This is a genomic window from Bacteroides luhongzhouii, assembly GCF_009193295.2.
GTDB classification, from domain to species: Bacteria; Bacteroidota; Bacteroidia; order Bacteroidales; family Bacteroidaceae; genus Bacteroides; species Bacteroides luhongzhouii.
This window is the reverse complement of sequence record NZ_CP059973.1, coordinates 4,882,945-4,897,259: the sequence shown is the minus strand read 5'-3', so window position 1 is coordinate 4,897,259 and position 14,315 is coordinate 4,882,945. Positions and strand designations below refer to the sequence as shown.

Below are 14,315 nucleotides of genomic sequence, written 5' to 3'. Positions count from 1 at the left end.
GTTAACCAGCCATATTTCCATTACCTAATTTTGTACCGACTAAAAAATATAAATAATGAAGTACAGAAAATTAGGCAAAACAGAAGTAAACCTATCCGCTATCGGATTGGGTTGTATGGGAATGAGTGCTGCGTATGGAGTAGCCGACGAAAAAGAAAGCATTAAGACATTGCATCGTGCTTTAGAACTTGGCATTAATTTTTGGGATACTGCGGATGTGTATGGAAATGGTGCTAATGAAGAATTGCTATCCAAAGTATTAGCAGAAAAAAGAAATCAGATTTTCATTGCAACAAAATTTGGTTTTCGCTTACGCAATAGTCAAGGTAGCGTGTTCGTTGGTGGTGATAGTTATGTGGATGCTTCTCCAAGATATGTAAAACAAGCTGTAGAGAACAGCCTGAAAAGATTAAATATCGAAACTATAGACTTGTATTATGCGCATCGGATTGACCCCACAATACCAATCGAAGAAACAGTTGAAGCTATGGCAGAGTTAGTAAAAGAGGGTAAAGTACGCTATTTGGGACTAAGCGAATGTTCTTCCGAATCACTGAAAAGAGCTTGTAATGTTCATCCTATATCTGCGGTTGAAAGTGAATATTCTTTATTAACACATGATGTCGAAAAAGAGATTCTGCCATTAACAAAAGAATTAGGTGTAACTTTAGTTCCATTTTCACCGTTAGGCAGAGGTTTAGTAACAAATACTATCAACGTAAATGCGTTGGAAGAACATGATTTCCGCAAGCAATTGCCACGTTATAACGGTAAATATTGGGAAAATAATCAAAAACTGGCTATTGAAATTGCAGAAATAGCAGAAAGCAAAGGAATAACCCCAGCCCAACTTGCCTTAGCTTGGATATTGGCACAAAGTGAAAATATAATTCCTATTCCGGGAACTAAACGGATTAAGTATTTAGAAGAAAATGCAAAAGCGGTAGATGTAAATCTATCAACGGAAGATGTTTCTAATATACAACTGCTTTTAAAAAAATATCCTAATATTGGTAACAGATATAATGAATATGATTTTCAGTTTGTAAATAAATAACTTATTAAAAAAGGAAGTTCTACCACGTTGGTAGGACTTCTTTCTATAATTCCCATAATGAATAATTTGTTGGAACAGAGATTCTTCCGATTATTATCGGAATACTCACAGCGTAAAGTTTCTGCATCCGAATTTACAGAAGCTATTGAAGAACTGGCTACCCATTTAGCCGATTTTAGTATCAACGAACAGGATTACAGCGTTTTATTACGTTATTTTTCTTTCGGCTTACATCGGCTTAAATCGTATCGTGTGCGGTTTGAGCAAGAAAAAAATACCCTATTTGCATTTGATTGATGAAGCAATAGAACTAATCAAAACAGAAGTACGCATAGTGAATTTGCATATCAAATACCCCGAACAATTCGAGCAACACGCAAATAAACTATCCCTTTCCCCTCTCCATTTAGCAGACAAAACAAGCCTTATCAACATCATGGAAATAGTCAGCGGCTTATTCCTGTCAAAACGTATAATATATCAAAATGAAAAACCTGTTCACCTGACGGACTTAGGAAAAGCCTTTGAATGGCTCTTTAACATTAAATTAGGTGATTATCATCAAAAGTACATGGATGTCATCAAGCGAAAGCCAGCCAAACTAACAGAGTTCCTTAATGAACTGGCAAACCTTATCCGCAAAGAACACGAAAATAAAGGGTATAGATAATCAGGTGTTTAGCATCAATTTATACGGGGTAGCGTATGCTACCCTGTAATTTGTTTGCTTCCCTTTTTTGAACTTTGCTTCATCAATCGATTGGTAATCATTAGTGTATAATCAGAAAAATGAAGCAATATGTATGTAGATAATTACGAGTTTAAAGACTGGATGCAGAAACTTCTTGATAAATTGGAAGAAGTAGGCAAAGACGTAAAGAGTTTGCAAACCAATCCCGAAGTAATGCCGGGAGATAAACTTTTGGATAATCAGGACTTATGCCTGTTGTTCAAAGTAAGTACCCGAACGTTACAGAGATTGAGAAGCAAGAAACTGCTGCCCTTTATGATGATTAGCGGAAAAGCCTATTATCGGGCTTCCGATGTGCGTGAGTTCATAAAGAAAAGGTTTGATGTTGGTACGCTCCGAAAGTTTGAAAAAGAACACGGAACGGACAAATAAGAAAGAAACTATCCCGAAGTTGTACACGTGGTAACTTCGGGATTTTTCTTTTTTGGCAAGCCGTTTTTATTCCTCTGCCGATATTGTCCCCTCTCTTTGGTAGGACTGTTCAAACCGTCTGCTTAAAAGTACTATCATTTCATTAGTCTTTATCAATTCCAAAGTACATTGTTCCAGCCTGTAAAGTAAAGCAAGTGCTTTCTTCTCTGAAAAATTGGAATGAAGTTCTTTCACTACCTGATTGTAATTCTGCCCTATGCTCCTGAATTGTGAGTAAAACTGTGTTAGCTGAATGTAATAATCCACCTTACTTTTATCCCTGATTGTTACCTTAAACGACTTACCGAAAACGCAATTCTTAATAAAATGCGCTTTGATAGTGTAGCCTGACCTATCAAAGAATGACAGGAATTTGGCGTTCTCCACATCGTCCAAATTGAACGAATAACGGTGTGTCCGTGGGTCAAGTTTAGGCTTGCGCCCTCCATTGTGTTGGTACTTCTTTTTCTGTTCCATAATTATAATTTTTACAAGGTTTACGATTTCGGAGTAAACCAAACCACCTACTAAGGTGGCAAGGTTTTGAGGTGCAAAAAGCGAATAGCGGACCTCAAAACACAACTTGCTATGTTCTAATGAACATAAAAATCCTCCTTCCGTCGGATTGCCAAAGCAAGCGGTTCGGCTTCTTCCTCTGTCTGTTTATCGATTACAAAATTACAGACAGCAATTTGTCTTTGAAATATAGCCCACTACGCCAAATTACGACACAAACGGTCAAAGTAAGCCAGTTTTTAAAAGCATCTGTTTTTACTCTTTTCTTTGCCGGAAATTGATTGAATGAAAGCAATATATAAGACCGCCAAACAATCTTTAGAAATGGCTTTGAACTATGATTGAAAGCTATTTAAAGAAAAAGCGATATAGCTATAAAACTGGCTGGCTTTCTTTCAATCAGTATTGGAAATCAATCAACTTATTTATAAACCATTAAAACTTGAAAGCATGGAAGAAGTAAAACAATCATTACAGCAAAAACAGGAGAACTACAAAGCGGTGTATCTCCAAAAGCGAACAATCTGCAACCGTCAAAGCGTGTACATAAGCGGAGAGATACAAAAACGTATCATGCAAATTGTAGGCGTGATTACAGGCAAACAGGTAAGTATCGGAAATTTCATTGATAACGTACTGGAAGAACATTTGAATACGCACAATGATGTTCTTTCGGCTCTCTATCGGGAAGAAATGCAAAAAGGGATATTCAACCAGCCAAAAGAGAAAAACATATGAATATCATAACTATTGAGGAACAGACCTTTAAACAGGTGTGCGGTCGGTTTTCCGGCTTCGCCAGTCAGGTGGAAAGGATTTGTAAAGAGAATACCTGTCAGCCGGATAAATGGCTGTCAGGTCGTGAAGTGTGTGCCCTGCTCGGTATCAGCATCCGAAGTTTACAGAACTACCGGAATTGCGGTAAACTGGGCTACTCCCAAATAGGTAACAAACTGTACTATAAATCTGCCGATATTGAAAGACTGATTGTAGAATGTACGGAAAACAAGAAAACGAATTATACATCAAACAATAAATAAAGATTGCCATATGGAAAATAAAGAAGAATATAATACGGAAATAAACCAATCATTCAAATTATCTGCTATTGTCGGAATATGGGAAAGTTTAAACCTTCATCCTACAGTGATGATATACCAAAGCAAGAAAAAGTATTTCCTTTCGATGCTCCATGTATCGGATAACGGACAAGCGAAACCAGCCGTTTACGAGATACAGAAAGGAGATAACCGTTACTTCATCATTGAAGCCTTTAAACGGCTTTATATCAGTTATGATGTGGTAAAAGATAGTATTTCCATATCCTACTATGGCGAATATCTGCGTAACTGACAGGCGTATGTCTGTCAATCATACAAACGAATTATAAATCAATATAACGATGTAATAATATGGAACTGATAAACGGCAATAGTGAGATAATTAAAGACTTCTTTCAGTCTATGGAAAGAATGTTAGACGGTATCAGCCTACTGGCAAAGGAAAACAGACCGCATTTGAACGGCGAAAAGTTTCTAAGCAACAGGGATGCAGCCAAATGGCTGAAAGTAAGCATCCGCACGCTGCAAGAATGGAGAGATACGGGCGTTATCCCTTACATTCAGATAAAAGGCAAAATAATCTACCGTCAAAGCGATATAGAAAGGCTCTTGCAGACCTACTACAACAAGGAACGGCAGGAATAACCTACCATCCTTAAAAAAACACATTTTTTTCCGAAACTGACTAAGAACATTAACTTTATTAGTGTAGTATTCCGTCTGTGCAAGTCTTTGGAAGAAAATACTACCCGAACATCGTGAGGTGTGGAGATTTTCTTTCAAACCCGTAGGGCTTGGACTTGAACGGACGGAATACGGAGCTTACCTTTGTTAATATTTTATTCAGCTTGGGAAAATTACATAGCATTTTTCTTTGGTAATACTATTTTATTCTATACTTTTGCAAAGTATTCGTTCTTTGAAAGAATGTAGAAGAAGGTACAATTTAACCAATAGTACTACAAAATTAAAGTGATTTATCACACCAATATGGTTTTATGGGACGAGCATCTGTGTTCATCTATATTAATGATAAACATCAGAGATAGCGATTTATCCATTTATAGTTTGTTGGCATTCTATATAGGGATTCCCCACTTGTAAATCGTCTCTACGTCTGTTAGGACATGAAAATAGAGAGCAAAAGAAGGTAATGTATATAGTATTATTGGTTATTAGTAATATTGATTGAGGACATGGCGATATTGCCATATAATCATTTAATATTATATATCATGAAAAAGGTTATACCTTCAAAAGGAGGAAAAATAAAAACCTCCCATTGCTCTTCGAAGATAGGAAGAATGACAAAAAAAATAGATGAGTTTTCTCAACTATTAAAGTCTATTCAAAAATGTGGAAGCACCTTATATCTACTTTTTAAAAGTTTGTTTAAGGTAATTCCAGTTATTTCAAAAATATACAGTTTTTTGAAAACCGTTTTTGATATTCTATCGGCTCTCTAATTTCTTTTATACATTTTAGTAGGATGATTACAACCGAAAAGCATTTGCTATATATACTAAAAGTTTCTCGTCAACAATTGGATTCCATTATAGAGAATATAGATAAATATTACTCTACATGGGAAAAGCCTAAATTAAATAAAGACACCAATGAACCTTTATATAATTCTGATGGAACAATAAAAAAACGCACAATTAACTCCACTAATAAAGATTTGAAAGTTATACAAAAAAGATTGTATAACTATTTACTTTCAAAAACAACTCTTCCTAATTATTTTTTTGGAGGTATTCCTAAGAAGGATAATATTCTTAACGCTAAATATCATCAAGGTAATAAATATGTATTTACTACAGACTTGAAATCCTTTTTTCCTTCCATTAATCATAAAATGGTGTTTTATATGTTTTTAAAATTAGGATGCACCCCTGAAATTGCAAGAACTTTAACTAAACTTACTACACATAATTATCAAGTTCCACAAGGTGTTCCAACATCAACATTAATAGCTAATTTGGTATTCAAGCCTGTTGGCGATAGAATACAGGCATTAGCAAAAGAGAATAATATTAAATTTTCAATATTTGTTGATGATATAACAATGTCTTCTTCTATAGATTTCCATAAAAAAATCCCTGAAATATTATCTATTATAACTACTTCAGGATATAAAATTAGTCATTCTAAAACTTTTTATAAAACAAAAAATCCAATAGTTACTGGTGTAATATGTCAAAACAATAAACTTAAAATACCACAATCATATAATAAAAGAATAAAGCGAATCAAGGCGGACATTCAAAACAATGAACAAGCATTCTTAAAGATAAAAGGACTAACTATGTATCGTCAAAGAATAAAGCAAGCATAATTCTTTTTCTATTTAAAATTCTTCTCCACATTCAACATATCACGCATAATAGAGCTATCTAAAACTTTTGCATAATGCTGTGTCATTCTGATATTGGAATGTCCCAAAATCTTAGAGACATTTTCCATTGACACATCATTGGCGAGAAAAACAACGGTAGCCGCAGTATGCCGGGCAACATGTGTAGTTAAGCGTTTGGTAATGCCGCATAAATCAGCGATTTCTTTTAAGTAGGCATTCATGCGCTGATTACTGATTACGGGTAAAAGCACACCTTTCTTTATACACTCTGCATTATCTTCATATTTCCCCAATATCCTTTGGGGAATGGATAAAACGGGAATGTTGCACATCTGATTGGTTTTCTGCCGTGCCTTGCGTATCCACAAAGCACCGTTATTGTCTTTTATCAGGTGCTCACGGCTTAACTGCTGCACATCAACGAAAGCAAGTGCGGTAAAACAGCAAAAGACAAAAATATCCCTTACCTGCTCCAAACGTTTGATAGTAAATTCTTTGTTCATCAAAACATCCAATTCTTCACGTGAAAGGAACTCTACATTAACTTCTTCCTGCTTGAAGTGGATGCCGTAAAACGGGTCTTTCTTTATCCAGTCGTTAGCCAAAGCAATACGAACAACTTTTTTCAAGTTCTTCAAATGCTTCAATGCGGAATTATTTTGGCAATGCTTATCCGTTTTCAGCCAAAAATCAAAATCACGAATAAATTGCCCATCCAGTTCTGCCAGCATTATATCATCACGGTGGTAGCAACTACGGATATATTCTTTCAAGCGGTTTATTGAAGTATCAAACTTGGTAACTGTGCTTTCCGTATATTCTTTGCCAATCAGGGCACGACATTTTTCGTTATGCTCTGCATACACTTCCAGCAAGGTGCGCTGTACCTTGTCCCGTCCGTAGAAACAATCCTTTATAATATCGGCTGTTATCGGTTTGTTGTCTATCTCCAATTCACGGTGTATCTGCAATACTTTGGCACGAACCGTATTGATATAGTGGTTCAGTTCGATGGCTACCCGGTCTTTTCCTTTGGAACATTCCTTTTTCTGATTCCATAAATCTACTGGAATACTCCGTTTAATCATAACTTCGGCTACTCGCTTGTTTACGGTGATGCGCATACAGACAGGAGCTTCACCGTTTTTCAGAAGTTTCGCTTTCTTGATGATAAACAATACGCTTAGTGTGTTTCTTTTCACTGCTCCCATAATTCTTTGTTTTTTTAAGTGGTACAAAATTAGTTTGCTACACTCAAAAACCAGCTACGCAAAAAGCTGACAATCAAAGACAAATGCGTCAATTCGTGGGAGCAAAAACGGCTTTCAAAAAGTCCCACGAATAAGCCACGTGAGAACTGCCTAAAACTACTATTTTTTGCCGAAGTGGAGAAAAAGAAAAAGCTCTGAAATCCTTGAATTTCAGAGCTTTTCTTTCATTTGCTATTTGCTTTTGCGGTGCGTACGGGACTCGAACCCGTGACCCCATGCGTGACAGGCATGTATTCTAACCAACTGAACTAACGCACCAAATTTTATTTGGACTAACTCTTTTTATTTCTTTCTGCCTCTCTATTGAAGAAGCGGTGCGTACGGGACTCGAACCCGTGACCCCATGCGTGACAGGCATGTATTCTAACCAACTGAACTAACGCACCAGAATTTCATTTTGTTAATCTGCATCTCTCTCGATTGCGGGTGCAAAGGTAGTTGTTTTTTGTAAATCTGCAAGCGTTTTGAGAAAAGTTTTTTTCAAGAAAAAACGAGAAAAACGCTTAGTGTCTCATTTTGAGTACTTTTGTAATGAAATAAATATTGTTTTTTTTTCTCTTCGGATAGTGACGCTATCCGGTTGTTATAGTGACGCCATCACGATAGGATAGCGTCACTATCTGAAGTCAATAGCGTCACTATCCTGAAGTTTGTCATTCTATTCATAGAAAATAACTCTCGATATCTTTCTATCTGTAAGAAATCACCGTTTTTATATCAACTTTCTGCTTGAATAATTCGTAATTTTGCAATAAATCGTTATTTTTGCGGACTAAAATAAGAAAGGTGGAAAATAATCCGCCTAGAATCGTTAATTAGTAAAAAGAATGATGACAACAGCCAAACTGTTATTGCACTGTCCCGACAAACCGGGAATCCTTGCAGAGGTGACAGACTTTATTACGGTAAACAAAGGAAATATTATCTATCTGGATCAATATGTAGATCATGTAGAGAACATATTCTTCATGCGTATTGAATGGGAACTGAAAGACTTTCTGGTTCCGCAGGAGAAAATTGAAGATTATTTCAGAACTCTCTACGGGCAAAAATATGAAATGGATTTTCGTCTTTATTTCTCTGATGTAAAACCACGTATGGCTATTTTCGTTTCTAAGCTGTCACACTGTCTTTTCGATATGTTAGCACGGTATACAGCCGGAGAATGGAATGTAGAAATACCTCTTATTATAAGCAACCATCCGGATTTGCAGCACGTAGCAGAGCGGTTTGGAATTCCTTTCTATCTGTTTCCTATCACAAAGGAGACAAAAGAAGAACAGGAGCGTAAGGAGATGGAACTGCTTGCCAAACATAAGATTACATTTATTGTATTGGCACGCTATATGCAAGTAATTTCCGAGCAGATGATTAATGCTTATCCGAATAAGATTATCAATATTCACCATTCTTTCCTTCCTGCGTTTGTAGGGGCGAAGCCTTATCATGCGGCTTTCCAGAGAGGTGTGAAAATTATTGGTGCAACTAGTCATTATGTAACGTCAGAACTGGATGCCGGACCGATTATTGAACAGGATGTAGTACGCATTACTCATAAAGACGCTATTGAGGACCTTGTAAATAAGGGAAAAGATTTGGAAAAAATCGTTCTTTCGCGTGCAGTGCAGAAGCACATCGAACGTAAAGTTTTGGCTTATAAAAATAAAACAGTAATATTTAGCTGATGAAAGTAGCAGTTGTAAAATACAATGCCGGCAATATTCGTTCTGTGGATTATGCTTTAAAGCGGTTGGGTGTGGAAGCGGTGATTACTGCTGATAAAGAAGAACTCCAATCAGCAGATAAAGTTATTTTCCCCGGAGTGGGAGAGGCGGAAACTACCATGAACCACTTGAAAGCAACGGGAATGGACGAACTGATAAAAAATCTCCGTCAGCCTGTATTTGGAATTTGTCTCGGTATGCAGTTGATGTGTCGGTATTCTGAAGAAGGAGAGGTCGATTGTTTGAATATCTTTGATGTGGACGTGAAACGTTTTGTTCCACAGAAGCATGAAGATAAAGTTCCGCACATGGGTTGGAACACAATTGGGGAAACGAACAGCAAACTCTTTGAAGGATTCACCGACGAAGAATTTGTCTACTTCGTGCATAGTTTTTATGTGCCTACTTGTGACTTTACTGCTGCTACAACTGATTATATTCATCCGTTTAGTGCTGCTTTGCATAAAGATAATTTTTATGCTACCCAGTTTCATCCGGAGAAAAGCGGCAAGACGGGAGAGAAAATTCTGACGAACTTTTTGAATCTATAATAAACTATGTTGCCGTTTATAATAAACTCCATCATAGTTTATAATAAACTCGTTCATCGTTTATAATAAACTTTTAGCAAATAAATAATAGATGATAGAAATTATTCCAGCCATTGATATTATTGACGGAAAGTGCGTACGCCTTTCCCAGGGAGATTACGATAGTAAAAAGGTGTATAATGAAAATCCGGTGGAAGTTGCCAAGGAGTTTGAAGCGAACGGTGTTCGCAGGCTTCACGTGGTAGACTTGGACGGTGCCGCTTCTCATCATGTAGTCAATTATCGGGTGTTGGAACGGATTGCTGTACACACTTCTCTTGTTATCGATTTTGGTGGTGGAGTAAAGAGTGATGAAGATTTGAAAATAGCTTTTGAAAGTGGAGCGCAGATGGTTACAGGTGGAAGTATTGCGGTGAAAGATCCGGAATTGTTCTGTCATTGGCTGGAAGTATATGGCAGTGAGAAAATCATTCTGGGGGCAGATGTGAAAGATCATAAGATAGCTGTCAATGGTTGGAAAGACGAAAGTGCCTGTGAACTTTTTCCATTTCTTGAAAATTATATAGATAAAGGTATACGAAAAGTAATCTGTACGGATATTAGCTGTGACGGAATGTTGGGTGGTCCTTCGATTGATTTATATAAGGAGATGCTGGCAAAATTTCCCGATCTCTATCTGATGGCTAGTGGTGGGGTGAGTAAGGTGGATGATATTGTTGCTTTGGATGAAGCTGGTGTTCCCGGAGTTATTTTCGGTAAGGCATTATATGAAGGACATATTACCTTAAAAGATTTGAGAATCTTTTTATAATTAGTGTACCAGAATGAAATGGCTGTTTATATTTTATATTATAAATGGCTACCTTATTGTTATAAGAGGAAATAAAGAATCAAGCTTTAGGAATATAGATTATAAATTGTTGAACAATAAATAAAATAGGATTGTGTTAGCAAAAAGAATAGTACCTTGTCTGGATATAAAAGACGGACAAACTGTGAAAGGAACGAATTTTGTCAATTTGCGCCAAGCTGGTGATCCGGTAGAGTTAGGCCGTGCTTACAGTGAACAAGGAGCAGATGAACTTGTTTTTCTGGATATCACCGCAAGTCATGAAGGACGTAAGACTTTTACGGAATTGGTAAAACGGATTGCTGCTAATATCAATATCCCATTTACCGTAGGTGGCGGCATCAACGAATTAAGTGATGTAGACCGCCTGTTGAATGCAGGGGCGGATAAGATCTCTATCAATTCTTCCGCTATCCGTAATCCTCAATTGATTGACGAGATTGCAAAGAATTTCGGTTCGCAGGTTTGTGTGTTGGCAGTAGATGCCAAACAAACCGAAAATGGTTGGAAATGTTACTTGAATGGAGGACGTATCGAAACGGATAAAGACTTGTTTGAGTGGACAAAAGAAGCTCAGGAACGCGGAGCAGGAGAGATTCTCTTCACAAGCATGAATCACGATGGTGTAAAGGCCGGTTATGCAAATGATGCACTTGCCGCTTTGGCGGATCAGCTTTCCATTCCTATCATTGCTTCGGGAGGTGCGGGGTGTAAAGAGCACTTCCGCGATGTCTTTTTACAAGGAAAGGCGGATGCTGCATTGGCTGCCAGCGTTTTTCACTTCGGAGAAATTAAAATTCCCGAATTAAAATCGTATCTTTGCGGCGAAGGAATTACTATCAGGTAATTGCTGCGTAGTAAAAATTAGCCTTTAGGCTGCGGTGAAGGAATTGCCATCAGGAGGGAGGCACCTCGGCCGGGTTTTCATGCAGATGGATAATATATTTAGATAAATAGAATGAGATATCTGCAAAAAACTCCGTAGGCGAAGAGAGCGTAATTGTAATTTGAAATAGTAATTAGAACTTATATAAAAATGGAATTGGATTTCGATAAAATGAACGGACTTGTTCCGGCTATCATACAGGACAACGAGACACGTAAAGTCTTGATGCTGGGTTTCATGAATAAAGAAGCTTATGATAAAACGGTAGAAACCGGAAAGGTGACATTTTTTAGCCGTACCAAGAACCGTTTGTGGACAAAAGGCGAAGAAAGCGGTAACTTCCTTCATGTTGTATCTATAAAGGCCGATTGCGACAATGATACACTATTGATTCAGGTAGATCCGGTAGGCCCCGTGTGCCACATAGGTACAGATACTTGTTGGGGTGAGAAAAACGAAGAACCGGTTATGTTCCTGAAAGTATTGCAAGATTTCATAGACAAACGTCATGAAGAAATGCCTGAAGGGTCTTATACTACCAGTCTGTTTCAGTCGGGAATCAATAAGATAGCTCAAAAAGTAGGTGAAGAAGCTGTAGAAACAGTAATTGAAGCAACAAACGGTACTGACGAACGTTTGATCTACGAAGGAGCCGACCTTATTTATCACATGATTGTATTGCTTACTTCAAAAGGCTATCGTCTCGAAGACCTTGCACGTGAATTGCAGGAAAGACACAGCAGTACATGGAAGAAGCACTAAACAATTAAAATTTAATAATTAAAAATTAAAACAGGAGCCAGTATGGATGACGAGGCGTTGATTCAATATAAGAACGTAGAAATCCATCAACAGGAACTCTGTGTGCTAAGCGACGTAAATCTGGAATTGCACAAAGGAGAGTTCGTCTATTTGATCGGAAAAGTAGGCTCGGGAAAAACGAGTTTGCTCAAGACCTTGTATGGCGAACTGGACGTAATTGACGGTGAAGCGGAAGTGTTGGGTTATAACATGCGTTCTATCAAACGTAAACATATCCCGCAATTGCGCCGGAAATTAGGCATTGTCTTTCAGGATTTTCAGTTGCTCACAGACCGAACTGTATATAATAATCTGGAATTTGTGCTTCGTGCCACAGGCTGGAAAAACAAACAGGAAATCCAAGACCGCATTGAAGAAGTGCTTCAATTGGTGGGAATGTCCAACAAAGGTTATAAGCTCCCGAACGAGCTTTCCGGTGGAGAGCAACAACGCATTGTGATTGCACGTGCCGTACTCAATTCTCCCGCTATTATTCTGGCGGATGAACCCACCGGAAATTTGGATGTAGAGACAGGTAAAGCCATTGTTGAATTGTTGCGCAATATCTGTGAATCCGGCTCATCCGTAGTGATGACAACGCACAATCTGCAATTGCTAAAAGAGTATCCGGGCAGGGTATATCGTTGTGCCGACCATCAGATTGTAGATGTGACAGCCGAATACATGCCCAGACAGAGAACAATAGAAATAGATTTAAATATAGATAACTAAAACAGTAACGAAAATGAAAGTTTTAAAGTTTGGAGGAACTTCCGTAGGTTCTGCTCAGCGCATGAAGGAAGTAGCCAAATTGATTACCGATGGTGAACAAAAGATTGTTGTTCTTTCTGCTATGTCAGGAACAACAAACACATTGGTGGAAATTTCGGACTATCTGTATAAGAAGAATCCGGAGGGTGCCAACGAGATTATCAATAAGCTGGAAATGAAATATAAACAGCACATTGATGAGCTTTTTGCAACCCAGGAATATAAACAGAAAGGTCTTGAAGTTGTCAAATCCCACTTCGACTACATCCGCTCCTATACTAAAGACCTTTTCACTTTGTTCGAAGAGAAAGTGGTTTTGGCACAGGGGGAGCTTATTTCTACGGCGATGGTAAACTTCTACCTGCAGGAATGTGGTGTGAAGTCTGTGTTGCTTCCGGCTTTGGAATTCATGCGTACTGACAAGAACGCAGAACCGGATCCTGTATATATTAAGGATAAGTTGCGCGCACAGCTCGAACTCTATCCGGATGCAGAAATCTACATTACACAAGGTTTCATCTGTCGCAATGCTTACGGTGAGATAGACAATCTGCAACGTGGTGGTAGTGACTACACAGCTTCTCTGATTGGAGCCGCAGTAAACGCTTCCGAAATCCAGATTTGGACAGATATCGACGGTATGCACAATAACGACCCGCGTATTGTTGACAAGACCGCTCCGGTACGTCAGCTTCACTTTGAAGAAGCAGCCGAGTTGGCTTACTTCGGTGCAAAAATCCTGCACCCTACCTGTATCCAGCCCGCTAAATATGCCAATATCCCTGTTCGTCTGTTGAATACAATGGATCCGGATGCTCCGGGCACGCTGATTTCCAACGATACGGAAAAAGGTAAAATCAAGGCAGTAGCCGCAAAAGAAAACATTACTGCTATCAAGATCAAATCCAGCCGTATGTTATTGGCTCACGGTTTCCTGCGTAAGGTATTCGAAATCTTCGAAAGCTATCAGACATCTATCGATATGATCTGTACTTCAGAGGTGGGTGTATCTGTAACAATCGATAACACGAAGCATCTTAACGAGATTCTGGACGATCTGAAAAAATACGGAACAGTAACCGTTGATAAAGATATGTGTATCATCTGCGTTGTAGGTGACCTTGAATGGGAAAATGTCGGTTTTGAAGCGAAAGCACTTGATGCGATGCGGAATATACCGGTGCGAATGATCTCGTTCGGAGGAAGTAACTACAATATCTCCTTCCTCATTCGGGAATGCGATAAGAAAGTAGCTTTACAGTCGTTGAGCGATATGCTTTTCAACGACAAATAAATCCACAAATAA

General features: G+C 38.1%; 18 protein-coding genes and 2 tRNA genes. 16 read left to right on the top strand and 4 right to left on the bottom strand.

Annotation, left to right across the window (positions count from 1 at the left end; all coding sequences use genetic code 11):
* The first annotated feature begins 55 nt into the window (after positions 1-55).
* From GD631_RS18630 to GD631_RS18615, 4 genes are all read left to right on the top strand, one after another.
* Positions 56-1,057 carry an aldo/keto reductase gene (locus tag GD631_RS18630; protein WP_143259693.1) on the top strand — a complete coding sequence of 334 codons (1,002 nt, stop codon included), beginning with the start codon at positions 56-58 and terminating at the stop codon, positions 1,055-1,057.
* A 57-nt stretch (positions 1,058-1,114) separates the two neighbouring features.
* A complete protein-coding gene (locus GD631_RS18625; RefSeq protein WP_010992862.1) occupies positions 1,115-1,354 on the top strand; it encodes a hypothetical protein in 240 nt (79 codons plus the stop codon).
* Positions 1,308-1,727 carry an RteC domain-containing protein gene (locus GD631_RS18620; protein WP_164088330.1) on the top strand — a complete coding sequence of 140 codons (420 nt, stop codon included), beginning with the start codon at positions 1,308-1,310 and terminating at the stop codon, positions 1,725-1,727. Before GD631_RS18625 ends, GD631_RS18620 begins: the two co-directional genes overlap by 47 nt.
* Before the next feature lie 129 nt (positions 1,728-1,856).
* The gene (locus GD631_RS18615; RefSeq protein WP_010992860.1) at positions 1,857-2,180 is read left to right on the top strand and encodes a helix-turn-helix domain-containing protein; all 324 of its coding nucleotides are present in this window, start codon (positions 1,857-1,859) and stop codon (positions 2,178-2,180) included.
* A gap of 66 nt (positions 2,181-2,246) precedes the next feature.
* On the opposite strand, the gene mobA is transcribed toward GD631_RS18615, so the two are convergent.
* On the bottom strand, positions 2,247-2,696 hold the full coding sequence (mobA, locus tag GD631_RS18610; protein WP_143259695.1) for a conjugal transfer protein MobA: 450 nt from the start codon (positions 2,694-2,696) through the stop codon (positions 2,247-2,249).
* A 489-nt stretch (positions 2,697-3,185) separates the two neighbouring features.
* Here mobA and GD631_RS18605 point away from each other — a divergent pair, with 489 nt between their 5' ends.
* The 5 genes from GD631_RS18605 to GD631_RS18585 all read left to right on the top strand — a co-directional run bounded on the left by GD631_RS18605 (position 3,186) and on the right by GD631_RS18585 (position 6,134).
* Positions 3,186-3,473, top strand: a complete 288-nt coding sequence (locus GD631_RS18605; RefSeq protein ID WP_143259696.1) for a DUF3408 domain-containing protein — start codon at positions 3,186-3,188, stop codon at positions 3,471-3,473.
* Positions 3,470-3,775, top strand: a complete 306-nt coding sequence (locus tag GD631_RS18600; protein WP_143259698.1) for a helix-turn-helix domain-containing protein — start codon at positions 3,470-3,472, stop codon at positions 3,773-3,775. The genes GD631_RS18605 and GD631_RS18600 overlap by 4 nt, the downstream gene beginning before the upstream one ends.
* Before the next feature lie 10 nt (positions 3,776-3,785).
* Positions 3,786-4,088 (top strand): DUF3876 domain-containing protein, encoded by a 303-nt coding sequence (locus tag GD631_RS18595; RefSeq protein ID WP_143259700.1) that lies wholly within the window; start codon positions 3,786-3,788, stop codon positions 4,086-4,088.
* Between the two features lie 59 nt (positions 4,089-4,147).
* On the top strand, positions 4,148-4,441 hold the full coding sequence (locus GD631_RS18590; protein WP_143259702.1) for a helix-turn-helix domain-containing protein: 294 nt from the start codon (positions 4,148-4,150) through the stop codon (positions 4,439-4,441).
* Between the two features lie 844 nt (positions 4,442-5,285).
* A complete protein-coding gene (locus GD631_RS18585) occupies positions 5,286-6,134 on the top strand; it encodes a reverse transcriptase family protein (protein WP_185911509.1) in 849 nt (282 codons plus the stop codon).
* An 8-nt stretch (positions 6,135-6,142) separates the two neighbouring features.
* Here GD631_RS18585 and GD631_RS18580 read toward each other — a convergent pair whose 3' ends face one another.
* The 3 genes from GD631_RS18580 to GD631_RS18570 form a co-directional block, all read right to left on the bottom strand.
* Complete coding sequence (locus GD631_RS18580) at positions 6,143-7,366, bottom strand: site-specific integrase (protein ID WP_185911508.1); 1,224 nt, start codon at positions 7,364-7,366, stop codon at positions 6,143-6,145.
* Between the two features lie 244 nt (positions 7,367-7,610).
* Positions 7,611-7,684: transfer RNA gene (locus tag GD631_RS18575), tRNA-Asp, on the bottom strand.
* Between the two features lie 54 nt (positions 7,685-7,738).
* Positions 7,739-7,812, bottom strand: a tRNA-Asp gene (locus GD631_RS18570).
* Positions 7,813-8,253: 441 nt separating this feature from the next.
* Between GD631_RS18570 and purU the strand changes: the two genes are divergently transcribed.
* The 7 genes from purU (at position 8,254) to GD631_RS18535 (ending at position 14,303) form a co-directional block, all read left to right on the top strand.
* Entirely contained in the window at positions 8,254-9,111 is an 858-nt protein-coding gene (purU, locus tag GD631_RS18565) for a formyltetrahydrofolate deformylase (protein WP_032812087.1), read from the top strand.
* Positions 9,111-9,701 (top strand): imidazole glycerol phosphate synthase subunit HisH, encoded by a 591-nt coding sequence (hisH, locus tag GD631_RS18560; RefSeq protein ID WP_008025486.1) that lies wholly within the window; start codon positions 9,111-9,113, stop codon positions 9,699-9,701. Before purU ends, hisH begins: the two co-directional genes overlap by 1 nt.
* Positions 9,702-9,792: 91 nt before the next feature.
* A complete protein-coding gene (gene hisA / locus GD631_RS18555) occupies positions 9,793-10,512 on the top strand; it encodes a 1-(5-phosphoribosyl)-5-[(5-phosphoribosylamino)methylideneamino]imidazole-4-carboxamide isomerase (RefSeq protein WP_143260675.1) in 720 nt (239 codons plus the stop codon).
* Positions 10,513-10,645: 133 nt separating this feature from the next.
* Positions 10,646-11,398: an imidazole glycerol phosphate synthase subunit HisF gene (hisF, locus tag GD631_RS18550; protein ID WP_143260673.1), complete on the top strand. Its 753-nt coding sequence runs from the start codon at positions 10,646-10,648 to the stop codon at positions 11,396-11,398.
* A 189-nt stretch (positions 11,399-11,587) separates the two neighbouring features.
* A complete protein-coding gene (hisIE, locus tag GD631_RS18545; protein WP_143260670.1) occupies positions 11,588-12,199 on the top strand; it encodes a bifunctional phosphoribosyl-AMP cyclohydrolase/phosphoribosyl-ATP diphosphatase HisIE in 612 nt (203 codons plus the stop codon).
* 42 nt (positions 12,200-12,241) lie between these two features.
* Positions 12,242-12,970, top strand: coding sequence for a cell division ATP-binding protein FtsE (locus GD631_RS18540; protein ID WP_143260669.1), 729 nt, complete (start codon positions 12,242-12,244; stop codon positions 12,968-12,970).
* Between the two features lie 13 nt (positions 12,971-12,983).
* Positions 12,984-14,303 (top strand): aspartate kinase, encoded by a 1,320-nt coding sequence (locus GD631_RS18535; protein WP_143260667.1) that lies wholly within the window; start codon positions 12,984-12,986, stop codon positions 14,301-14,303.
* Positions 14,304-14,315 lie beyond the last annotated feature (12 nt).